The sequence below is a fragment of the Candidatus Thiothrix sulfatifontis genome (genome assembly GCA_022828425.1).
Lineage (GTDB): Bacteria > Pseudomonadota > Gammaproteobacteria > Thiotrichales > Thiotrichaceae > Thiothrix > Thiothrix sulfatifontis.
This window is the reverse complement of record CP094685.1, coordinates 3,401,318-3,422,221: the sequence shown is the minus strand read 5'-3', so window position 1 is coordinate 3,422,221 and position 20,904 is coordinate 3,401,318. Positions and strand designations below refer to the sequence as shown.

Annotated in this window: 20 protein-coding genes and 1 tRNA gene; 5 read left to right on the top strand and 16 right to left on the bottom strand. The window is 52.2% G+C overall.

Going from position 1 to position 20,904, the window contains the following annotated elements; all coding sequences use genetic code 11:
- Window positions 1–103 precede the first annotated feature (103 nt).
- The 6 genes from lptB to L3K52_17075 form a co-directional block, all read right to left on the bottom strand.
- The gene (gene lptB / locus L3K52_17100) at window positions 104–829 is read right to left on the bottom strand and encodes an LPS export ABC transporter ATP-binding protein (GenBank protein ID UOG91881.1); all 726 of its coding nucleotides are present in this window, start codon (window positions 827–829) and stop codon (window positions 104–106) included.
- Window positions 826–1,338, bottom strand: coding sequence for a lipopolysaccharide transport periplasmic protein LptA (gene lptA, locus L3K52_17095; GenBank protein UOG91880.1), 513 nt, complete (start codon window positions 1,336–1,338; stop codon window positions 826–828). Before lptA ends, lptB begins: the two co-directional genes overlap by 4 nt.
- On the bottom strand, window positions 1,310–1,750 hold the full coding sequence (locus tag L3K52_17090; GenBank protein UOG91879.1) for an LPS export ABC transporter periplasmic protein LptC: 441 nt from the start codon (window positions 1,748–1,750) through the stop codon (window positions 1,310–1,312). Before L3K52_17090 ends, lptA begins: the two co-directional genes overlap by 29 nt.
- Window positions 1,747–2,304 carry a 3-deoxy-manno-octulosonate-8-phosphatase KdsC gene (gene kdsC, locus L3K52_17085; GenBank protein UOG91878.1) on the bottom strand — a complete coding sequence of 186 codons (558 nt, stop codon included), beginning with the start codon at window positions 2,302–2,304 and terminating at the stop codon, window positions 1,747–1,749. Before kdsC ends, L3K52_17090 begins: the two co-directional genes overlap by 4 nt.
- On the bottom strand, window positions 2,304–3,278 hold the full coding sequence (locus L3K52_17080; protein ID UOG91877.1) for a KpsF/GutQ family sugar-phosphate isomerase: 975 nt from the start codon (window positions 3,276–3,278) through the stop codon (window positions 2,304–2,306). The genes kdsC and L3K52_17080 overlap by 1 nt, the downstream gene beginning before the upstream one ends.
- A 102-nt stretch (window positions 3,279–3,380) precedes the next feature.
- Window positions 3,381–3,467: transfer RNA gene (locus L3K52_17075), tRNA-Leu, on the bottom strand.
- A 79-nt stretch (window positions 3,468–3,546) separates the two neighbouring features.
- Here L3K52_17075 and queA point away from each other — a divergent pair.
- Together queA and L3K52_17065 are read left to right on the top strand one after the other, a co-directional pair.
- Window positions 3,547–4,581, top strand: a complete 1,035-nt coding sequence (gene queA / locus L3K52_17070) for a tRNA preQ1(34) S-adenosylmethionine ribosyltransferase-isomerase QueA (protein ID UOG91876.1) — start codon at window positions 3,547–3,549, stop codon at window positions 4,579–4,581.
- 209 nt (window positions 4,582–4,790) lie between these two features.
- Window positions 4,791–5,621, top strand: coding sequence for a hypothetical protein (locus L3K52_17065; protein ID UOG91875.1), 831 nt, complete (start codon window positions 4,791–4,793; stop codon window positions 5,619–5,621).
- A gap of 43 nt (window positions 5,622–5,664) precedes the next feature.
- Here the strand turns inward: L3K52_17065 and folD are convergent, their stop codons facing one another.
- The 3 genes from folD to ppsA are packed head-to-tail and all read right to left on the bottom strand — an operon-like array spanning window position 5,665 to window position 9,779.
- Window positions 5,665–6,522 (bottom strand): bifunctional methylenetetrahydrofolate dehydrogenase/methenyltetrahydrofolate cyclohydrolase FolD, encoded by an 858-nt coding sequence (gene folD, locus L3K52_17060; GenBank protein UOG91874.1) that lies wholly within the window; start codon window positions 6,520–6,522, stop codon window positions 5,665–5,667.
- 45 nt (window positions 6,523–6,567) lie between these two features.
- Window positions 6,568–7,398, bottom strand: a complete 831-nt coding sequence (locus L3K52_17055; protein UOG91873.1) for a kinase/pyrophosphorylase — start codon at window positions 7,396–7,398, stop codon at window positions 6,568–6,570.
- Window positions 7,398–9,779 carry a phosphoenolpyruvate synthase gene (ppsA, locus tag L3K52_17050; protein UOG91872.1) on the bottom strand — a complete coding sequence of 794 codons (2,382 nt, stop codon included), beginning with the start codon at window positions 9,777–9,779 and terminating at the stop codon, window positions 7,398–7,400. The genes L3K52_17055 and ppsA overlap by 1 nt, the downstream gene beginning before the upstream one ends.
- Window positions 9,780–10,049: 270 nt before the next feature.
- Between ppsA and L3K52_17045 the strand changes: the two genes are divergently transcribed.
- On the top strand, window positions 10,050–10,961 hold the full coding sequence (locus tag L3K52_17045) for a LysR family transcriptional regulator (protein ID UOG94031.1): 912 nt from the start codon (window positions 10,050–10,052) through the stop codon (window positions 10,959–10,961).
- Here L3K52_17045 and L3K52_17040 read toward each other — a convergent pair.
- Window positions 10,945–12,153, bottom strand: a complete 1,209-nt coding sequence (locus L3K52_17040; GenBank protein UOG91871.1) for a glycosyltransferase — start codon at window positions 12,151–12,153, stop codon at window positions 10,945–10,947. The two genes, L3K52_17045 and L3K52_17040, sit on opposite strands and share 17 nt — an antisense overlap.
- Before the next feature lie 380 nt (window positions 12,154–12,533).
- Between L3K52_17040 and hemN the strand changes: the two genes are divergently transcribed.
- A complete protein-coding gene (gene hemN / locus L3K52_17035) occupies window positions 12,534–13,919 on the top strand; it encodes an oxygen-independent coproporphyrinogen III oxidase (GenBank protein ID UOG91870.1) in 1,386 nt (461 codons plus the stop codon).
- 14 nt (window positions 13,920–13,933) lie between these two features.
- On the opposite strand, the gene fnr is transcribed toward hemN, so the two are convergent.
- Complete coding sequence (gene fnr / locus L3K52_17030) at window positions 13,934–14,686, bottom strand: fumarate/nitrate reduction transcriptional regulator Fnr (protein UOG91869.1); 753 nt, start codon at window positions 14,684–14,686, stop codon at window positions 13,934–13,936.
- Between the two features lie 153 nt (window positions 14,687–14,839).
- On the opposite strand from fnr, the gene pssA reads away from it, so the two are divergent.
- The gene (gene pssA, locus L3K52_17025) at window positions 14,840–15,613 is read left to right on the top strand and encodes a CDP-diacylglycerol--serine O-phosphatidyltransferase (protein ID UOG91868.1); all 774 of its coding nucleotides are present in this window, start codon (window positions 14,840–14,842) and stop codon (window positions 15,611–15,613) included.
- 17 nt (window positions 15,614–15,630) lie between these two features.
- Here pssA and L3K52_17020 read toward each other — a convergent pair whose 3' ends face one another.
- The 5 genes from L3K52_17020 to L3K52_17000 all read right to left on the bottom strand — a co-directional run bounded on the left by L3K52_17020 (window position 15,631) and on the right by L3K52_17000 (window position 20,866).
- On the bottom strand, window positions 15,631–16,029 hold the full coding sequence (locus tag L3K52_17020) for a hypothetical protein (protein UOG91867.1): 399 nt from the start codon (window positions 16,027–16,029) through the stop codon (window positions 15,631–15,633).
- An 81-nt stretch (window positions 16,030–16,110) separates the two neighbouring features.
- Window positions 16,111–16,620 (bottom strand): hypothetical protein, encoded by a 510-nt coding sequence (locus tag L3K52_17015; protein UOG91866.1) that lies wholly within the window; start codon window positions 16,618–16,620, stop codon window positions 16,111–16,113.
- A 33-nt stretch (window positions 16,621–16,653) separates the two neighbouring features.
- Window positions 16,654–19,479 (bottom strand): hypothetical protein, encoded by a 2,826-nt coding sequence (locus L3K52_17010; protein UOG91865.1) that lies wholly within the window; start codon window positions 19,477–19,479, stop codon window positions 16,654–16,656.
- 39 nt (window positions 19,480–19,518) lie between these two features.
- Window positions 19,519–20,343: a hypothetical protein gene (locus tag L3K52_17005; GenBank protein ID UOG91864.1), complete on the bottom strand. Its 825-nt coding sequence runs from the start codon at window positions 20,341–20,343 to the stop codon at window positions 19,519–19,521.
- Between the two features lie 28 nt (window positions 20,344–20,371).
- The gene (locus tag L3K52_17000; protein ID UOG91863.1) at window positions 20,372–20,866 is read right to left on the bottom strand and encodes a hypothetical protein; all 495 of its coding nucleotides are present in this window, start codon (window positions 20,864–20,866) and stop codon (window positions 20,372–20,374) included.
- Window positions 20,867–20,904: the final 38 nt, after the last annotated feature.

Below are 20,904 nucleotides of genomic sequence, written 5' to 3'. Positions count from 1 at the left end.
ATAAACCATGAATCCTAATGTTTCACAGTTTTCATACTACCCTAATCGTTTGTCGGTGCAAAGATGCGATAGTCGGGGTGAATGTCGCCTGACTGATGCTGGCCTATAACTTGAAGTTTTCGCCGAGATAAACGCGCCGCGCTTGTTCGTCTTGCAAGATGGCTTCGGGCGAACCTTCCACCAAAATTTTGCCTTCACTGAGGATGTAAGCACGGTGGCAAATGCCCAACGTTTCGCGCACATTATGGTCAGTGATTAGCACCCCAATGTCACGCGTGACCAAGTGGCGGATGATTTTTTGAATTTCAAGTACCGAAATCGGGTCAACCCCGGCAAACGGTTCATCCAGCAAAATGAAAGTGGGGTCGCTTGCCAGTGCCCGCGCAATTTCGGCACGACGCCGTTCCCCACCCGACAGGCTAATCCCTTGGCTGTCACGTAAATGGGTAAGCTGAAATTCTTCCAGCAGGCTATCCACTTTATCTTGGCGTTGGTTGCGGTTGAGGTCTTTGCGCAATTCCAATACCGCCATAATGTTTTGTGCCACCGTCAGTTTGCGGAAAATGCTGGCTTCCTGCGCCAAGTAGCCGATGCCTTCGCGGGCGCGTTCATGCATGGCTTGGGCGGTAATGTCTTTGTCGTTGAGCAAGACTTGCCCCGCATCCGCGCCCACCAAACCGACAATCATGTAGAAGCACGTGGTTTTGCCCGCGCCATTCGGCCCCAATAAACCGACCACTTCGGCGTTATTGACGTGCAAATCCACGCCTTTGAGGATTTGCCGTTTTTTGTAACTTTTTTGCAGGTTACGCGCTGCTAGGGTATTCATTCGGCAGCTTTATTGGTGGGGTAAAACACGGCGGAGACGCGCCCGGCTTTGCCTTTGCCACCGGCAGTGAGCTGCCCGGTGCTGGTCAAATATTCGATATGGTTGCTGGTGAAACGGTCTTGACCTTGCAGTAACTCCGCGTCACCGTTGAGAATCAGGCGTTTTTCTTTCACCAAATATTGCATTTCCCGCGCTTTGCCGCTGGCGAGTTTGCCATCGTCCATTTTTTGTTTGAGGCTGACAGGTGCGCCGGTGGCAATAATGCTGATGATTTCATTGTTGGGCGCGTTGATTTCAATGTGGGCAGCAAGGATTTCTAAACTGCCTTGAATGATGGAAACATTGCCATCGTAGCTGGCAGTACCGGCGAGTTTGTCGAAGACCGCCGAATCGGCTTCAATTTGCACCGGCGCTGCCACGTCCGTTTTGAGGGCGTAAGCGTTGGACGTTATGCCCGCTAGTAGCAAGCACAGCAGCCATTTATTTAACTTGGTAGGTTGAGCGCACATTGGAATCAAATCTCAGTAAATTATCATCGAGTTTAGCGGTAAGCCCGGTGGATTGCATCGTGCCGTTGGGCGCATTAATGAACACGTCGGCATCGGTGGTGATTTCCCGTGTGACTTGATCGTACAACAAGTGGTCTGTATGCAACTTGAATCCTTGGCTGGTATTCACTTCCGGCGCAATGATGCGGCTTTGGCGTTTGCCTTGCCAATGCGACAAATGCCGCCCTGCAATTTCGTAGCTGACTGTGCCATCGGCTGCCACCGCCATGATGGAAAAATCCGACAAATAATAATCAATCTGGTCTTTTTGCATGGTCAGGCGACTGAGATCGGTTTTGCCCAAATAATCTTCCACCTGCGTAATCAGCAAGATCAGCAGCAACACGACGATCAGCGTAAAGACGTGTTTCATGCCAAATAGCTTGCTAGTTTGCTGTGTAACTTGCCGTGGGCGTGCAGCAGCATTTCGCACACTTCACGGCCTGCACCGCGCCCGCCATTGGTTTGTGTGACCCAATGCGCGTGTTGCTTGACGTAATAATGCGCATCACCCACCGCGATAGCCAAGCCAACTTGTGCCATGACCGGCAAATCGACCACATCATCGCCGACATACGCAATGTTTTCCGGTTTCAGCCCGGTTTTTTCCAGCAAATCGGCGAAAGCGGGGCGCTTGTCACGGTAGCCTTGCCAGATGCGGTTGCGTGGAATTTTCAGATTATCGGCACGGTGTAACACCAGTTCGGACTGCCGTCCGGTAATCAGTGCCATTTCTAGCCCGCTTTCCAGCAACATGCGGATGCCGTGCCCGTCTTTGGAATGAAAAGCTTTGTATTCTTGTCCATCATCGCCGTAAAACAAACTGCCGTCGGTCAATACCCCGTCAATGTCGAAAATGACCAGTTGGGTGTTGCGAGCGCGTTCGAGAACGGAGTCGTTTATTTTTTGATCGTCAAATGAATACATTAGGCAATTCCTGCGCGTAAAAGATCATGCATGTGGATGATACCGATAACTGCCTCATCCTGCACGACTGGCAGCACGGTGATCGCGTGTTCCTGCATCAAATTAAGCGCTTCGACCGCGAGGCGGTGCGCATCAATGCTGCGAAACGGTGTGGTCATCAGCGCGGAAATCGGTTGTTCGTGCAAACGTTGCCCTTTTTCAAACGAGCGCCGCAAATCGCCGTCGGTGAAAATGCCCAGCAATTTGCCTGCATCCGTGGTGATGGCGGTCATGCCGAGTTTTTTGCGGGTCATTTCCAGAATCGCTTGTTGCAAGCTGGCAGCCGGGCGGACTTGGGGAATGTCTGCGCCGGTATGCATAATGTCACGCACATGCACCAGCAGGCGCTTGCCTAAACGTCCGCCGGGGTGGGAGCGGGCGAAATCGTTGGCAGTAAAGCCACGCGCTTCCAACAAGGCTACCGCGAGCGCATCACCCATGACCAAGGTGGCGGTGGTGCTGGAGGTGGGCGCAAGCCCCAAGGGGCAGGCTTCTTTGTCGACCCCGATATTGATGTGGAAATCGGCGGCTTCTGCCATCGGCGACTGCGGGTTGCCGGTCATGGCGATAATGCACACGTCAAGGCGGCGAATCACCGGCAGAATCGCGAGGATTTCGGCGCTCGTGCCTGAATTGGAGAGCGCAATGATCACGTCGCCGTTGACGATCATGCCGAGGTCGCCGTGGCTGGCTTCGCCGGGGTGCAAGAAGAACGCGGGTGTGCCGGTGCTGGCGAGGGTGGCGGCGATTTTGTTGCCGATATGCCCGGATTTGCCCATGCCGGTGACAATAACGCGCCCTTTGCAGGTGAGGATGGCTTCGCAGGCGTGCAAAAAGTCGGCGTCTAAGCGTGAGGGCAGGGCGGCGAGGGCGGCGATTTCGGTGTCGATGACCGCTTTCGCAAGCGCGAGGAGGTCTTTGGCGTGGTGTGACATGGTGATTCAAGCCTCATTGTTGAAGATTCAGGAGGCGGCAGGCACAAAAAAACCCGCTACTGGCGGGTTAGATGTTCTCACTTATGTTTGGTTCACGATAAGTGGTGCCGAGAGCGAGACTCGAACTCGCACAATGTTACCATCGGCGGATTTTGAATCCGCTGCGTCTACCAATTCCGCCATCCCGGCTAAGATGTGAAGGCGGTGATTATACATAAGCTTTTCGATTTGTCGAAACATTTTTTACAAAATGGTAGACTCTGCACCCATGAAATTAAGTGACTTCCATTATGACCTCCCTCCAGCACTGATTGCCTCCGAACCTTTAACGGAACGGACAGCCAGTCGGCTACTGATTTTGAACAGCGCCAGCGGTGAATGCCGTGATGGTCAGTTCACCGATGTGCTCGATTTGATCCAGCCCGAAGACTTGCTGGTCTTTAACAATACCCGCGTGATTCCTGCCCGTTTGCATGGCGAAAAAGCCACGGGCGGCAAGGTTGAAGTGCTGGTGGAACGCATTACCGGCGACCACACCGCGCTGGCTCACATTCGTGCCAGCAAAGCGCCCAAGCCCGGTATGCGCTTGTGTTTGGAACAGGCGATTGATGCGCAAGTAACCGGGCGGCAAGACGATTTGTTTGAAGTGCAGTTTTTGCATACAGATTCGGCGCTGCGGTTGCTGGAGCAATACGGGCATATTCCTTTGCCACCTTACATCGAGCGTGCGGATACGCCAGCCGATCGGGAACGTTACCAAACGGTGTTTGCGCAACAACCGGGCGCGGTGGCGGCACCAACCGCTGGTTTGCATTTTGATCAGCCGTTACTGGAGGCGTTGCGGCAAAAAGGGGTGCAAACCGCTGCGGTTACGTTGCACGTGGGGGCGGGTACGTTTCAGCCAGTGCGAGTGCAGGATTTGTCACAACATGTGATGCACGCGGAATACGCTGACGTTTCCCAAGAAGTGTGTGATGCGGTGGCGGCTTGCCGTGAGCGTGGTGGGCGGGTGGTGGCTGTCGGCACAACGTCGGTGCGCAGCCTCGAAAGTGCTGCCCGCGATGGCACGTTAAAACCGTTTCAGGGGGATACGCGCCTATTCATTACGCCCGGTTATTCCTTCCGCGTGGTGGATGTCATGATCACGAATTTCCACCTGCCCGAATCTACCCTGCTGATGTTGGTATCGGCGTTTGCTGGGTATGAAAACATCAAGCAAGCTTACCAACATGCCGTTCGTCAGGAATATCGCTTCTTTAGTTACGGTGATGCAATGCTTATAACCTATAAGCAGAATAAATAGATATTTCGTCCGTCAAGGTTGTGACTTGTTTGCAACTGTAAGATCATAATCATGTAACGTAAATCTATGTTTATCAAAGATTAATCAAGCCTATGGCTGGGTTGTTTTTGATCGAGCTGGCAGTTTGTTTTATCCCCAACATCTGCTGTGCTATTTAACTTGTGAGATGATGCGCCCGTTGTCAGTCGGGAATGCGTCGGAGATTGATTATGAACAAAAAGAGTGTCTTCAAAAAAATGTCTTTGCCGTTGCTGGGTGGCTTGATGCTGTTAGCCGCGCCGCTGTTGAGTGTGGCGGCGCTGCCGATGCCTGCCGATAATTCCCTGATTTACCGTGTCCATAGCTTGGATGCGGGTAATGTGTTGAAAATGTACAAAGAGCCGGGTAAAGAGGTCATCGTCAACCTTCCCCATAACGCTACTTGGATTGCGCGGCGTAATGCGCAGATGACCATCGGCGACAAAGTGTGGGAAAAGGTGAGCTGGGATGACCAAACCGGCTGGGTATTATCCGATGCGCTGGAGGAAGATCCCAAAGCGACTGAAGCGGCGAATGCCCGCCGCCAGTGTTTGGTTGATCCTGCGATACAGGATAAAGAATGCTGTGGCTACCCTGAGGCAGCAAAAGGCGGATTATTCAAATCCATTCCGGTTTACGCGGTGAAGGATCTGTCGGCGGGTGAAAGCCTGATGATGTACGTGGATCACGGTGATGATGCGATTGCGGTGGAAATTCCCCACAACGGTACCAATATCGTCAAGCTAGGTCAGCGTGCAGAAGCGGGAGCATTCGCCATGGAACGGGTGCGTTGGGCAGGGCAAAATGGCTGGATAGATGCCGCTAAAATGTCTTTCGACGAAGCCAAAACCCAATCGGGCGATGCGAAACGCCAGAAGTGCGGTGGGGTTTCCGGCGGTGTGGATTTCAAAGAATCTGAAGTGGTTTGCTTGCCAGCGCCCGTGATTCGCCGCTTGCAAGAATCCGGCGCATTGGATGCCGAAACCGTCAAAAAGCTCCTAGAACAAGCAGGCAACAAATAGCACATTGCGAGATGGAGGGGCGTATTGCATACGCCCCGCTTCATTAAAACGAATGCTTTTCGCACGCTTCCAACGTATTTTTCATCAGCATGGCAACCGTCATCGGCCCCACACCACCCGGCACCGGCGTAATCCACGCGGCGCGCTCAGCCGCTGCTGCAAATTCTACATCGCCCGCCAGTTTGCCGCTTTCCAGCCGGTTAATTCCAATGTCAATCACGGTTGCACCCGGTTTGATCCAATCGCCTTTGACCAGCCCCGGTTTGCCTGCGGCTGCCACCACGATGTCGGCTTGGCGTACCAGTTCAGGCGTCATGCTACCGCTGAAACGGTGGGTGACGGTGACGGTTGCACCCGCGAGCAACAATTCCAGCGCCATTGGGCGACCGACGATATTGGATGCGCCCACGATCACCGCATGACGACCTTTGTAAACTTCACCGATGTTATCCAGCAAGCGCATGACGCCATAGGGTGTACAGGGGCGCAGGCTGGGGATGCGTAACGTCAAGCGGCCGACATTGGTGGGGTGGAAGCCGTCCACGTCTTTGCTAGGGTTGATTTGCTCGATAATTAGCGAGGCATCCAAGTGCGGCGGCAGTGGCAATTGCACCAGAATGCCATCAATCAGTGGGTCACGGTTGAGTTCGTCGATCAGTTCGATCAGCTCGTGTTGGGTGGTTTGCGGGGGCAGGTCGTAAGAGCGCGACAGAATGCCGACCTCTTCGCAGGCTTTGCGCTTGTGGCTGACGTAGACTTGCGAGGCGGGGTCGGAACCGATCAGGATGACAGCAAGACCGGGGCGGCGTTTGCCGTGTTGCAGGCGGGCTTCAACACCTTGTTTGACTTCGAGGCGGACTTCGGCGGCAATTTTTTTACCATCAATGATCTGGGCTGTCATGGCATTCCTGCGGGGCTTAGAAAAACACACATTGTCGCATCGGACTCACTCGCCGTACAACTGCCGTTTCAAGCCGCTGCGATTCAGGATGGTGGTGGAAATTTCTTCGATCGAAATAGCCGTTGTCTCAATGAATGGAATTTTCTCCCGGCGATACAAACTTTCCTGCCATTGCAGTTCCTGCTGGCATTGGCTTAGCGAGGCATAGCGGCTGTTCGGTTTGCGTTCTTGGCGAATACGCTGTAACTGCGCCGCTGTGATTGTTAAGCCAAACAACTTGCTACGGAAGGGGTGCAGGAGTTTAGGCAAGCCCGGCGCATCCATATCGTCTTCCGTCAGCGGGTAATTAGCGGCGTAAATGCCGTACTGCATCGCCAAATACAAACACGTCGGGGTTTTGCCGGAACGCGATACCCCGATCAGAATAATATCCGCTTCGGCAAAATTTTTCGCGCTGATGCCATCGTCATTGGCTTGCGCAAAATTAATCGCGGAAATGCGTTTGGAATACGATGCATCGTTATGCAGCCCATGCGAACGCCCGATAGCGTGGGAAGAAGGTTGCCCCAGTTCTTGTTCCATCGAGCCAATAAAATTGTCGAAAAAGTCGTAAATCGCGCAATTCGCCTTTTCGATATATTGGCGCACGTTGGGATTGATCAAGGTGCTAAACACCAGCGGGCGGCAACCATCCAGTTGCGCCATCAGGTTGATTTGTTCAGCGGCTTCCTGTGCTTTTGCCTCGGAGTCGAGAAACGGGATGCTAACTTTGCGCCATTGGATGCCGTCGAACTGGGTCAACAAGCTGTGCCCCAGTGTTTCGACGGTAATCCCGGTGCGGTCAGATAGGTAAAATACTGTCCGCCGATTGCTCATTATTTACCATCCAGACTGGCAAGGTGCAGCCACGTATCGACCACGGTATCTGGGTTCAACGACAAGCTGCTAATGCCTTGCTCATGCAACCACACCGCGAAATCGGGGTAATCCGATGGCCCTTGCCCACAAATACCGATGTACTTACCGTGCTTGTGGCAAGCGTCAATCGCCATTTTCAGCAGCTTTTTCACCGCAGGGTTACGTTCATCAAACAGGTGCGCAATCAAGCCGGAATCGCGATCCAGCCCCAGCGTCAACTGCGTCATGTCGTTAGAGCCGATGGAGAAGCCGTCGAAGTATTCGAGGAATTCTTCCGCCAGCACTGCGTTGGAAGGAATTTCGCACATCATGATCAGGCGCAACCCGTTTTCACCGCGCTTAATGCCTTGAGTTGCCAGCAATTCGGTGACTTGTTGCGCTTCTTCCAAGGTGCGGCAGAACGGAATCATGATTTCGACGTTGGTCAAGCCCATTTCATTGCGGACTTTACGCAGCGCTCGGCATTCCAGCTCGAAGCAATCACGGAAATTGGCAGACAAATAGCGCGAAACGCCACGGTAGCCGATCATCGGGTTTTCTTCGTGCGGTTCGTAACGGTCGCCTGCCATCAGGTTGGCGTATTCGTTCGACTTGAAGTCGGACATGCGCACGATAACCTTGTTAGGCGCGTAGGCAGCCGCCAGAGTGGCGATACCTTCGACCAGTTTTTCCACGTAGAAATCGACCGGGCTGGCGTAACCGGCAATCTTCGCACCGATTTTGGCTTTCAAATCCGCAGGCAGGTTGTCGAATTCCAGCAAGGCTTTCGGGTGAATGCCGATGGTGTTGTTGATGATGAATTCCAAGCGTGCCAAGCCCACACCGGCATTCGGCAGGCGCGAGAAGGCGAAGGCGCGGGACGGGTTGCCCACGTTCATCATGATTTTCACGGAAAGGTCAGGCAGGTTGCCAGTGTCAGCGGTGCGTACTTCAAACGGCAGCAAGCCGCTGTAGATGAAGCCGGTGTCGCCTTCCGCGCAAGAAACGGTGATTTCGTCGCCAGCATTGATGAGCTGGGTCGCGTCGCCACAGCCAACAACCGCTGGAATGCCCATTTCACGCGCAATGATCGCTGCGTGGCAAGTACGTCCGCCGCGATTGGTGACGATGGCGGAAGCGCGTTTCATGATTGGTTCCCAGTCAGGGTCGGTCATGTCGGTCACGAGTACGTCGCCTTCTTTCACCTCGTTCATCTGGCTGATGCTCATAATGATGCGGGCGGGGCCTTGACCGATTTTTTGACCGATAGCGCGGCCTTCGGCGACCACTGTGCCTTTTTCTTTGAGCTGGTAGCGTTCGATAATGGTGGCAGAAGCGCGGCTTTCGACGGTTTCAGGGCGGGCTTGCACGATGTAGAGCTTGCCGTCGCCGCCATCGAGTGCCCATTCGATGTCCATCGGACGCTGGTAGTGCTTTTCGATGATCATGGCTTGGCGGGCGAGGGATTCGACTTGCGCTTCGCTCAGGCAGAAACGTTCGCGACGTTCCGCATCAACTTCGCGGGTCAATGTCGCTTTATTGTGCGCATCGCCAGCAGTGGCGGTGTACACCATTTCGATGGCTTTTGTACCCAAACGGCGTGAGAGGATGGCAGGGCGACCCGCTTCAATATTGGGTTTGTAAACGTAGAATTCGTCGGGGTTGACCGCGCCTTGTACCACGGTTTCGCCTAAACCATACGCACCAGTCACGAAGACGGCATCGCGGAAACCGGATTCGGTGTCGAGGGTGAACAATACGCCGCTTGCGCCGATGTCGCTGCGTACCATTTTTTGCACGCCAGCCGACAGGAACACTTTGTCATGTTCAAAATGCTGGTGGACGCGGTAGGCAATCGCACGGTCGTTGTAGAGGGAGGCGAATACTTCCTTGATGGCGGCGATAACATTATCCAGCCCACGCACGTTGAGGAAAGTTTCTTGCTGACCGGCGAAAGACGCATCCGGCAAGTCTTCAGCCGTGGCGGAAGAACGTACCGCGAAAGAGGCAGTATCACCTGAACCCGCTGCGAGTGTATCGTAGGCTTCGCGCACGGTTTCTAACAATTTTTCGGGTAATGGGGTGTCCATGACCCACCCACGGATGGTTTTACCAGCACTGGTGAGGGCGTGGATGTCGTCTACGTCGAGGGAATTCAGCAGCGCGTTGATGCGGTCAGCGAGACCGTCAGCGCGGATAAAATCTTGGTAAGCGTGTGTGGTGGTGGCAAAACCATTCGGGACGCTAACGCCCACGTTTGCCAAGTTACTGATCATTTCCCCAAGGGAGGCGTTTTTGCCGCCGACGATGTTGACATCGTGCATCCCCAACTGGTCGAACCAAAGAATGTAATCTGCCATTGCGCGATCTCCGTCAGTCGAATTTGGAAGTTCTGGATCTTTTATGGATGTGGTTAGGTGATTGTTTCACAAGGGGCGGGGGATAAAAAGAGCGGCGTTCTCTCATGAACGCCGCAAGCACCACAGTTAGCATAGATAAGCACTCGTAATGGGTGCTTAGCTGCCGCGTAAGATACCGAAAATAATGCATTGTAAAAAATCAATTGTTTCAATTATTACCATTGTATTGCACAATAATGACATAATTGAGGAGGGTAAATCACTGTGGCAATGCACTATTACAAGCAAACGCGTTACAAGCTACTGCGGACTTTTTGCGTGGTGGCGCAAAAAGAAAATATTACCCACGCTGCCGACCAATTGCATATTAGTCAGCCCACGGTGTCGTTACAAGTTCAAGCGCTTGAGCGTGAAATGGGCGAGAAACTGTTGGAGCGCCGTGGCCCTAGCGTGCGTTTAACCCCGGAAGGGCGAATTCTCTACCAATTGGTGCAACCCATTGCTGCTGGGATTGATTCCCTCAAAGAAACTTTTGCGGCGAGCCTCGGTAAAATGGAGCAGGGCGAGTTGAATATTGCGGTGGGGCAGTCGACTGCATTGTATGTATTACCCAAATATTTGGAGCGTTTTTGCGCGGCTTACCCCGGTATTCGCATTAATTTGCACAATGTCGAAGGGCAAAGCGGCATGAAAAAACTGCTGGAAGATCAGGTGGATTTGGCGGTGGGGCCGTTATTGCAGATTCCTGAAACGATTGTGTATAGGCCGTTTGTGTCGTTTGGCTCGATTCTCATCACGCCAGAACATCACCCGCTGGCAAAATTGAAAAGTAAAATCACTTTGGAAGACATCGGGCCGTATGGCTTAATTTTGCCGCCGCGCAATATGAGCACCTGGCGAATGGTGGATACGGTGTTTCGCCAGCATGAAGTGCCGTATTCGGTGGCAATGGAAGCGGGTGGCTGGGAAATCGTCAAACGTTATGTCGAAATGGGGCTGGGCATTTCGATTGTGACCGAAGTTTGCCTGACGGGTCATGAGAAAATTGTGGCGGTACCGCTTAATGATTATTTTCCTGCGCGTAGCTATGGCTTGATTGTGCGGCGGGGTAAGTTTTTCACCCCGCAGGCTAAGCGTTTTATCGAGATGTTCGACGAAAAATTCTTTATGGAAGAGTTGTGACCAGTTTCATGGTTGCCATTTGCTGCTCATCCAACAGGTTTTGATAGATTTTTTGATAGCGCTCGGTAATGGTTTGTAGGGTGTAAACCTGTTGAATGCGCTGCATGGCACGTGAGCCGACTTCCTGCCGCCAAACGTCCCCGGCATTGATCCATTCCAGCCAAGCGAAGGCAAGAGACGAGGGAGTGGTGTCTGCTACCGGCAAACATTGCCCGGTGTTGCCGATGATTCTGGCAAGGTCACTGACATCGGTGGCGACGCAGGGAATGCCGCAGGCCATGGCTTCGGTGACACTTTCGGGAAAGCCTTCACCGTAGCTGGAGCTTAGGGTATACAAGTCCAAGGCATTCATGAGGTGGGGAATGTCTTTGCGTCCGCCTAACAGGTGCAGGTTCTGTTGCGCAGGTATTTTATCCAGTAAATAGCGCAATTTGGGATTGTTTGCCATTACCCCGCGCCCCGCTAGGATGAAGTGCACATTGGGGTGATGCGATAATAACAGGCGAGCGGCCTCCAAAAATAAGGCATGATTTTTCACCGGATGGTAATGCGCAAACAAACCAATGACGAATGCATCTGCGGGAATTCCCAAGTTATGCCGCATCGTGTCGCGGTGGTAGCGATTGGGGGCGAAGGCTTGTGTATCAACACCGTTAGGAATCACTAGACTGCGCTGGTCATCGTAGCCCAGCGCGGCGTGCTGCTCAGCGCTCAGGTGGGTGTTGTAAATAATGTGTTCGGGGCTGGCGGAACGTTTGGCACCGAGTTCGATGACCCAGCGGCTGGCGCGGGCTTCTTGGTTGAGGGTGTGCACTGCGCGGTGAATGCTCCACAGCACCGGGTGGCGGTTGCCGAGAGAGAGATTTGCCAATGATGCGGCAAGATTGCCGTGGTACATCCAGCCTTGAATAATATCGGGCTGCAAGGTGCGCAATAAGCGTGTCAATTTGAACACTTGCCAGCCAGCGGTAATATTATTGTGCATGTCGAGTGAATAGACGTTGATGCCGTGTGCGCGGATGCGGTTGCTTAGCTCGGCTTCGCCATCGAGTGAAATTACCATGGGTTCAAAGCGGCTGCGGTCGATGTGCGCCATGAGTTTGTATAACATCGTGGCGGCACCGTCGGTATTTTCTGTGCTTAAGCGGGTGATAATGTGGATGACCCGAATTTTGTGTGTGGGGTGTGTCATTAGGCAAACTCTTCCTCGTGTGGCTAAACCTAATGCTGTTACACCTGCATCGTCATAAACAGCGGGGAGGTGATAGAGGTGGGTATTTGTCAGATAACTGTCATCGCACGAAAAAAAAGCTCCCCCGAAGGAGAGCCTAAGTGCTTTAGGGTATGTAGAGCGTTGAAGATTACCGACTCAGAGGAGGTAACGAAACATCGACACCGGCAATCTTCAAGAACGATTACACCTGTTTTCCATAGGGTTTACAATTGGTGCGATTTCAATTTCTTGATACAAGTCAACTAAGTTTAATGTTTTTTTTCAAGTGCTTGTCAGAGCAGGCCGGATGCGGCGATTATGTGTGCTGCTTAAGCTTTGGGTCAGAAGAAGAGGTTGGTATGAGTGCAATTCAATTTGATGCAGACTTGATTCGTCGCTACGACACGGCGGGGCCGCGCTACACGTCTTATCCGACGGCGGTTGCATTCGGGCCTTTTACCGAAGACGAATACAAAGCGCACGCGTACTTGAGCAATGAAGACCCCATTCCTTTGCCGCTGTCTTTGTATTTTCATGTGCCGTTTTGCGACACGGTGTGTTTTTACTGCGCTTGCAATAAAATCGTGACCAAAGACCACGCCAAGGCCGCAACGTATTTGCAATATTTGTTTCGTGAAATCGAGATGCAAGCCGCCTTGTATGATCGTGATCGGACAGTGGAGCAGTTGCATTGGGGCGGTGGTACGCCAACCTTCTTGAGTCATGCGGAAATGCGGGCGCTGATGGATAAAACCCGTGAACATTTTTCGTTGCACATTACGGACGATGGCGATTATTCCATCGAGATTGATCCACGTTCAGTGACGCCGGAAACCATTGGCGTATTGCGCGAAATCGGTTTCAACCGCTTCAGTTTGGGTGTGCAGGATGTGGATGAGCGGGTGCAAATCGCGGTCAACCGGATTCAGCCGATTGCGCAAACGCTGTCGATTATTGACGCGTGTCGGGCGTATGGGGCAAAGTCGATCAGCGTGGATTTGATCTACGGGCTGCCATTCCAGACGGTGGCAAGCTTCCGCCAGACCTTGGATACCATTATTCAAATGTCACCAGACCGCATTTCGGTATTCAATTATGCGCACATGCCGACGTTGTTTAAACCGCAACGCCGCATCAATGAGGCGGATTTGCCTTCGCCTGACACCAAGTTACAAATCATGCAACTCGCGGTGGAACATTTGACCGCTGCGGGTTATGAATACATTGGGATGGATCATTTTGCCAAGCCCGACGATGAATTGGCAATGGCGCAGCGCCAAGGCACGTTGCACCGTAATTTTCAAGGCTATACCACGCACGCTGATTGCGATTTAGTGGCGATGGGGGTGAGTTCGATCAGCAGCGTGGCGGAATGCTACAGCCAAAATGCCAAGACCTTGGAAGAGTATTACGCGGCGCTAGACGCGGGGCATTTGCCGGTGATTAAAGGGCTGACTTTGGACGATGATGATGTATTGCGGCGTTATATTATTCAGCAATTGGCGTGTCACTTTACGTTGAATTTTCACCAAGTGGAGCGGCTGTTCAGCCTAACGTTTGCGGATTATTTCAGCCGTGAATTGGCATTATTGCAGCCGATGGTGGCTGACCATTTGCTGCAATCGACATCAACAGGCATGGATGTTACCCCACGCGGGCGATTTTTGATCCGCAACATTTGCATGGTGTTTGATGCCAGTCTGCACAAGCAGGGCGTGCAGCAACGTTTCTCGCGGGTGATTTGAAGGCGAAACGTGTATTACAGCACGTCGCCTGCCGGTCGGCAGGTATGATGTGCCAATTGTTTGAGCCGGTTCATGTCTTCAACTTTCACCAAGCGGTGTTGCACGTTGATGATTTTTTCTTCCTGTAAGCGTGAGAACATGCGGCTTAGGGTTTCGACTGCCATCCCCAAATAATTGGCGAGATCGTGACGCGCCATGGGTAAGTTAAATTCATGGCTGGAAAATCCGCGCTCTTTATTGCGTTCCGATAAACTGGATAAAAAGGTGGCGAGGCGCTCTTCGGTACGCATTTGCCCCAGCGTTAGCAGCAGCATCTGTTCGCGTTCCAATTCTGAACCGATTTGGCGCATCATTTGCCCGCGCATAATCGGCAATTTGCCGCATAATTCTTGGAAATTATCCATACTGAGTTCACACACTAGCGTGTCATCCAAGGCTTGCGCGTCACAGGTGTGGCGGTCGCGGGCAAATGCATCGAAGCCGAGCAAATCGCCGGGCAGGTAAAAACCGAGGATCTGCTCCTCACCATCCGGTGTCGACAGCGAGGTCTTAATAGCTCCGGCTTTCACCGCGTAAATGGATTGTTGTTGGTCATCACGGTGAAATAAATAATCTTTTTTCTTGATCTTGACGGTTTTGTTGATAGCGTTTTCGAGCAATTCCAATTCATCGCGATTGAGGCCACGGGGCAAGCAGAGTTCACTTAAACTGCAATTGTGGCAAGCAACGGCTGATTTCTTAGCACTGTGTAAGGCAACTGGTTTCATGCGTCATCTCTAGCGGTGATGATATTTCAATGAAAGATTGTACACGTTTATTGGTGTGAGTGTAGGAGAATAGGCTGAATAACATAAACACATTCCCCTCTGACGCAATGCTGGCTACTATGCACCTATGAAGTAGTTAAACGGAAATATTCAGTGGAAGAGCAACAACTAAACACCAAAGCACAACCCAGCAAGGGCATCTATTTATTGCCCAATTTGCTAACCACCGGCGCGATGTTCGGTGGTTTTTATGCGATTGTCGCCGCCATGCAGGGCAAGTTTGAAGCTGCCGCGATTGCGGTATTCATCGCCATGATTTTGGATGGTTTGGATGGGCGCGTGGCGCGTATGACCAATACCCAGACCGAATTCGGGGCGCAATACGACAGTCTGGCGGATCTGATTTCCTTCGGTGTCGCGCCGGGTTTGGTGATGTATCAGTGGGCGTTGGTGCATTTGCAATCCGCAGGTGTGGCGTGGGGAAAGGCGGGTTGGTTAGCTGCGTTTGTTTATGTGGCGTGTGCGGCCTTGCGGTTGGCACGGTTCAATACGCAAATCGGTAAAGTTGACAAGCGTTTTTTTGTGGGCTTGCCAAGCCCGGCGGCGGCTGCGGTGATGGTGGGCATGGTGTGGGTGTTCCATGACCTTGAGGTGATGGGGCGCAATGTGCAAATTCCGGCGTTGTTGCTGACCTTGGCGGTGGGGCTGTTGATGGTGAGCAATATCAGTTTTTACAGTTTCAAAGATTTTGACCTGCGTAATCGTGTGCCATTCGTGGTGGTGTTGGCGGTAGTGCTGGCGTTTGCGTTGACGACGATTGACCCGCCTAAAGTGTTATTTGGGGTGTTTTTGTTGTATGCGTTGTCAGGGCCGTTGTTTTGGGTGTGGCGGCGCTGGCGGAAGTTTCAGCGGCGTAAATCGACGTAGCTTATTCCTTTGCGGCGTCATTGGGTTAATGTGTACGCAATATTGAGATCATCGCCTCCTGTGCGCGTGGTGGTGAATGCCAATGTGCCGCTTTTAACGCGTTTAATACCTACCGCGCAGGTGATGGTTGATGCACTGCTGACGGATGGGCAGTCAATGCTAGATGAAGCTACGGCAAGGCTTATGCCTGTTGGGATAATTTCCAACTTGGCTTGCGGATCGTTAGAGCTAATCGAGAGTGAACTGGTGCCGGATGTGGTGTCTTCTCCCTCAGCAAACGTGAGGGAGATGGCCGGTTCAATGCTGACTAACGCGACCTTAGGGACAGTTAGGTGGAGTGTCTGGGTGCTGCCCGCTAACGTTGTGGCGCTGGCGATGGTAGCGATTAAGCCAAGCACGAAATAAAGTGAGCGCATGGGGTTTTCCTTGGGTTCTGACCCTCATAGGCTAATCAAATCGCGATCACTTGTCGCGTTCGCTGCGATTAATGGCATCCTCTAGTTTTGCGTCAGCGTGTAGATAATGTCGGCAGTATAATTACCGTAAGCAATCATGCCGGAGACGCTGGTATCAGCGGTTAATGTAATGTTGGCGGCACTTGTTTTGACCATTCCCACAGAGCAAATAGTTTTTGCTGTATTTATCAGTGCTTTGGATTGTCCACAAACAGTACCTGTCAATCCAGATGTTTGAGCTGAAAGAAGAATTCCATTAGCTGATAATTGATTTGTGTTTAGTGTTGCCGTCAATTTTGCCTCAGGGTTATTTGAGCTGATTGCGACAGGTACGGTCACCCCCTCAACAGGAAGAACGATGCCGGAAAATCCGTCGCCTGCGTTTAAAGGTGGCTCAAAGGAAAATGAAGCAGAATTAGTGGTGTCTACGTCGATGAGGGCGACGAGGGGAACGGTCAGGCTGAGGGTTTGGGTGTCTTTTGCGCTTTCAGCGGCGTAGGTAGCGCCACTGCTCAAAGCAATTAAGGAAAATAGTAAGCGTAGGGTTTTCATGGTGGTTCTCACTGTTATTATTCTGGTGGTCATTTAACCGGAAACATCAAAGCCATTGGCAGGCCCTGTTCTTTTAATACCCTGTGTTGTCGGCAATGCGCGGATCAATATTTCTTGATTGCGCTCGGCATTCAGATCAACGGTAAATTGTGTTTGTTCCAAGCGATAATTTGCAGGCACTTTATCGCTATCCACTACCACCAAACGCCATTGTCCGAGGGGAATGCCAACAAAACTGAAGCTGCCATCATGCAAGGTTGTGCGCTTGTGTACAATGCGTTTTCCAACTTCTCCGACGGGCTGTAGCTCTAATAATACCCGTCCCAAGCCTTTGTCGGGGCGCAAGCTTTCTTCGGTACCGGAGGTATCAAAAACAGCAGCGGCGGCATCGTTGACATACGTTTGCAATTTACCACTGACTTTTGCGGCGGGATGTAACGCTAACTGTGGGCGCGTAGTGGTATTGGGTTGAACCGTGACCCGTGCCTCAGCGCCTTCTTGACTAAGCATATAACCTTGGGCATTGGGGCGACTACTGTCGATTTGCACCTGATAGTCTTTGGCAATGACGCCGGGGTAGTGGAATTGCCCGTCTTTGTCGGTGACGGCGTATTGCCCACCCATTTGCACAACCACTTCACTGGCAGGTCGTTGGCTATCAGCAAACTGGACTTGTCCTCGGACTTCGCCAATATTGTTGCGCTTACGAATAGGCACGTCGAGCGGCACGCTGTATTCCAGTTGCAGGCTGTCGTCCTGTGACAATTTGCCGTCATTGGCTTGGGTGTCGGTACGGCGGGTGCTAAGGCTGACATTACCACGCCGTTTGAGGTCATGCGTGTATTTGACTTCCAGACTGTTGGCGTAAGTTTGTTCACTGTCGTTTTTATTGCGTTGCAGATAGCCTGAAAGCGCCGCTCGCTTGTTGAGTTTCAGGTTGGCATTGATTCCGGCGGCTGTGCGTTTGCCCTCGCTGTCTAAGTTATTGCTAATGGATGCATCGGCGTTGAGGTTGAGTTGTTGAGTCGCCTGCCAATTCACCGCAAGTTCTTGTTTAGTGCCGTTACCGCTGGTTTTTAAGCGGTCAGTGCGTTTGCCTTGTTCGACGGCAGCACGCACGTTGACGTCCCCTAAACGGTGGCGATATTCCAAGGTGGTGGCTTGAATATCGCGATCAGTGGTCGGGGTAGGGCGCACGTCATGTTCTTGGCGTTGGCGATGCCCAAGGCTAACTTCGATCTGACTTTCGTTGCCAAATTGTTGCGTAATGCGGGCTTGGTGTTCTTGGTCTTCGCGTATTTCGCGACTGGGGTCAGCTTCCAGATTTTGCTGGGTTTGGCGAGTACTGGCTTCGAGGCTGGTTTTGTCAGCCACTTGATAGCGGGTATTGGCAAACGCTTGGCGGGTATCACTGCTGCTGCCATCGAATTTGGCGTCAGCGTTGAGAATTGAAGCGTTAGCACCAACAGGCCCCCATTGACCATTGAAGTCAACCGACCATGCATTCGCGTCATCATCTGCTGCTATTTCGGTACGGGCGCTGAGGTGCTCGCCTTGCCAACTACCACCCACAGCGGCAATGGTTTGTTGCCTTGCTGGTGTAGTGGCAGTCGCTTGCTTATCGTGTTTGATCAGGCTGGCACTGGTGTCGAATTCGTCCCATTGATAGTTTAGGGCAGCACCCGCGACGGTTTCTTGTTGGGTATCTGTGGAGCGGCTTTGCCCGTTGAAAGCTCTTATTTCCAGTGGCTTTTTGTTTTCAGCAGTTTGCGGGGTATACACGACTTCAGCGCCGATCCCGTTAAGGGTATTGCCGCTGAGATTGCTGGCGTGAAAGCTTTGATGCCCGGTATTGACCCGGACTTCATCATTCCAATAACTGCCCCGATATTCCGCTTGTTGATTATTGAGTGACCCCGTGTCGCTGCTGTCTTTGCCATTGCGCAAGCGCACTTCAATATTGTGTTCACCTGCCGCATCAATGGCGCCTTGCGCGGTGTATTCGAATTGGCTTAAAGCGGTTTCGCTGGTGCTACCATCGCTGTTTTTGCGCTGTTGGGTGGTATAGCGCGTAGCAAGTTTGCCAGATAATTTTTGGTAGCGGCTGATGCCTTTGGGCGTGCGCGAAATGAGGGGGATTGTCACCGATTCTTGTACGGATTTACCGCCGCCCCGTGCGTCGAGGCCAAGCCGGTAGCTGCTGGTGTCGTCGATGTCGCGCGGGATTTGCCCCGTGACAGTAACACTGCCAGATTCCCCCGCCGCGAGAGTCAAACGTCGCGGGGATACTTTGCGTATATAACCTTCGTCGTCATTGCCACTCAATTTGTAAGTAACGCTGCTGTTGCCGGTATTTTCCAGCAAGAATTCAATGGCGTATTGTTCGCCGCCCAACAAACTGCTGGGGGGCGATAAGGCGGTTAAACCTAACCCTGCTTGTTCTTCAACTTGGATGGCAACCGTCTGGCTGCTGCCAATACTGCCATTCCCTTGTGCGCTGACAATGTATTGTATGTTGTACGTGCCTGAGGTGGTGCCGCGTGGTGCCGTAACATGCACCAGACGCACATCCCGCGAGCCATTGGCAAGTGCAAACGGGGCGGTATTGGTGACCAGTTCCCAGCCGGTGGGCAGGATGATATTTTCCTGTAGTTGTTGCACTTGCCCAGAGCGGTTTTCTACATTAAACCGCAGCGTAATAATCCCTGGTTTGTCGACCGTTATCTGGCGTTGCCCCGCTGTGATGCTGATCTCATCAGCGGCATTCGCGACTTGCGCCAATACGAGCAGGCTGACAGCCAGCGTTAGACGCAGCGTGTTACGCGCTGTTAGCTGCTGTGGATGGCGTTGTGCGTGCATCGTTTTCCCCCGCTGGTTTGTGGTATTGGCTGGTGGTACTTACGGCTTGATGGTCAAATTAATGTCTGACCCGAAGATTTGCCCGTTATTATTGTCTTCAGCAGCCAGCAGCGCTTTGTAGTTACCCGGTTGCAGGCTATCGAGATTGATGTTGAAAGCTTCGCGCTCACCGTTGTAAAGCCCGTGAGTTTCCGCTTCAAATCTGCCGATGCTATTGCCATCCGCCGCAAACACGTCGAGTGAAACTTTGGGGCGACTGTGGCGCGTGCCGGTATTGCTGAGATCAACCGAGAACCAACGAACGCCTTGCGTGTCACGAGCGACCGAAGGAGCGGCAAAGGTGAGGTTGCTCGCGCCTTTATTGCCGACGTTTGCCAGCACTTGCACGGCGTAGCGGACTTTTTGGTGGATCGTGAGGCTAGGTTGATCAGTAGGTGTTTGTGCCAGTTGTGACTCGCGGGATTTGTTGGAAACAGGTTCGAGCATCAACATGCTCCAATACGAGCCTTGCAAGTTGTCAGTAGGCACTTGTAAGGTGTATGGCACGCTTTGCGATGCGCCGGGGTCGAGAATCACGCGATCCGTGCCGAGCGAAATCCAGTTGGCATTGGAACGGTTATGGCTGCCAGTGCCGGGGGTGTACTCGGTACTGCCATCCGCTTTGATTTTGACATCTTCTTGATAGATTTTGACTTCAGCGGGTTCATTGCCGGTATTTTTTAATTCCAGCACGCCGCTGACTGTGCCACCGGGATTTAGGGTGTATTCGTGGGAAAGCCCGCCGGACAGCATCACTGCTGCTTGCGCGGCGTGTAAAGAGAATAGGCACGCGAATGCCGCCAATTTAAAAGCATGGTGTTTCATTTGATTAGCCCCTGTTATTTACAAACCCTTATTGGGTTGTGGTTACTTCTACTTGGTATTCGATTTCAATGTTTTTGGTGCCGTTACCGTCGGTGACATCGAAATTGCTGATTTGAAATTCCAATGGGATGCTGTTGACGTCGCCTGTGCCTTTAAACAAGGTTAAAGTACTCGGACAGGTAGAAGTATCTAGCCTAACGTAATTTAAACCATTTTGTAGGCTTGAGTCTGACGATGAACCTAAGTCGCGTTTAACATCCAGCATCCCCGCTATCCAATTTGTCACGGGCTTGACACATGCCTTTAGTTCCCATGAAGCGGGTAGTCCGCTGGAATTCAATCCAACACTATTAATTTCTATGTTAGTTCTGATTGTAAATGTCGATGGATAATAATCGCCAGCATTGGTGATGGTATCAGGTAATGAATCAAACCAATCGTCAGCTACCACGGAAATAGCATTCGCGGGTAACGCCGTTGTTGCCAAGGCTACCCCTAGCAAAAAATGTTGCCAAAACTGCATATTATCGCCCCAGTTCCCCTAAATCCCCAACGTCTGGG

Bases quoted from the DNA above. Each gene is read 5' to 3' on its own strand.
- lptB (UOG91881.1), bottom strand. From the start codon at position 829: ATGAATACCCTAGCAGCGCGTAACCTGCAAAAAAGTTACAAAAAACGG.
- lptA (UOG91880.1), bottom strand. From the start codon at position 1,338: ATGTGCGCTCAACCTACCAAGTTAAATAAATGGCTGCTGTGCTTGCTA.
- L3K52_17090 (UOG91879.1), bottom strand. From the start codon at position 1,750: ATGAAACACGTCTTTACGCTGATCGTCGTGTTGCTGCTGATCTTGCTG.
- kdsC (UOG91878.1), bottom strand. From the start codon at position 2,304: ATGTATTCATTTGACGATCAAAAAATAAACGACTCCGTTCTCGAACGC.
- L3K52_17080 (UOG91877.1), bottom strand. From the start codon at position 3,278: ATGTCACACCACGCCAAAGACCTCCTCGCGCTTGCGAAAGCGGTCATC.
- queA (UOG91876.1), top strand. From the start codon at position 3,547: ATGAAATTAAGTGACTTCCATTATGACCTCCCTCCAGCACTGATTGCC.
- L3K52_17065 (UOG91875.1), top strand. From the start codon at position 4,791: ATGAACAAAAAGAGTGTCTTCAAAAAAATGTCTTTGCCGTTGCTGGGT.
- folD (UOG91874.1), bottom strand. From the start codon at position 6,522: ATGACAGCCCAGATCATTGATGGTAAAAAAATTGCCGCCGAAGTCCGC.
- L3K52_17055 (UOG91873.1), bottom strand. From the start codon at position 7,398: ATGAGCAATCGGCGGACAGTATTTTACCTATCTGACCGCACCGGGATT.
- ppsA (UOG91872.1), bottom strand. From the start codon at position 9,779: ATGGCAGATTACATTCTTTGGTTCGACCAGTTGGGGATGCACGATGTC.
- L3K52_17045 (UOG94031.1), top strand. From the start codon at position 10,050: ATGCACTATTACAAGCAAACGCGTTACAAGCTACTGCGGACTTTTTGC.
- L3K52_17040 (UOG91871.1), bottom strand. From the start codon at position 12,153: ATGACACACCCCACACACAAAATTCGGGTCATCCACATTATCACCCGC.
- hemN (UOG91870.1), top strand. From the start codon at position 12,534: ATGAGTGCAATTCAATTTGATGCAGACTTGATTCGTCGCTACGACACG.
- fnr (UOG91869.1), bottom strand. From the start codon at position 14,686: ATGAAACCAGTTGCCTTACACAGTGCTAAGAAATCAGCCGTTGCTTGC.
- L3K52_17020 (UOG91867.1), bottom strand. From the start codon at position 16,029: ATGCGCTCACTTTATTTCGTGCTTGGCTTAATCGCTACCATCGCCAGC.
- L3K52_17015 (UOG91866.1), bottom strand. From the start codon at position 16,620: ATGAAAACCCTACGCTTACTATTTTCCTTAATTGCTTTGAGCAGTGGC.
- L3K52_17010 (UOG91865.1), bottom strand. From the start codon at position 19,479: ATGCACGCACAACGCCATCCACAGCAGCTAACAGCGCGTAACACGCTG.
- L3K52_17005 (UOG91864.1), bottom strand. From the start codon at position 20,343: ATGAAACACCATGCTTTTAAATTGGCGGCATTCGCGTGCCTATTCTCT.
- L3K52_17000 (UOG91863.1), bottom strand. From the start codon at position 20,866: ATGCAGTTTTGGCAACATTTTTTGCTAGGGGTAGCCTTGGCAACAACG.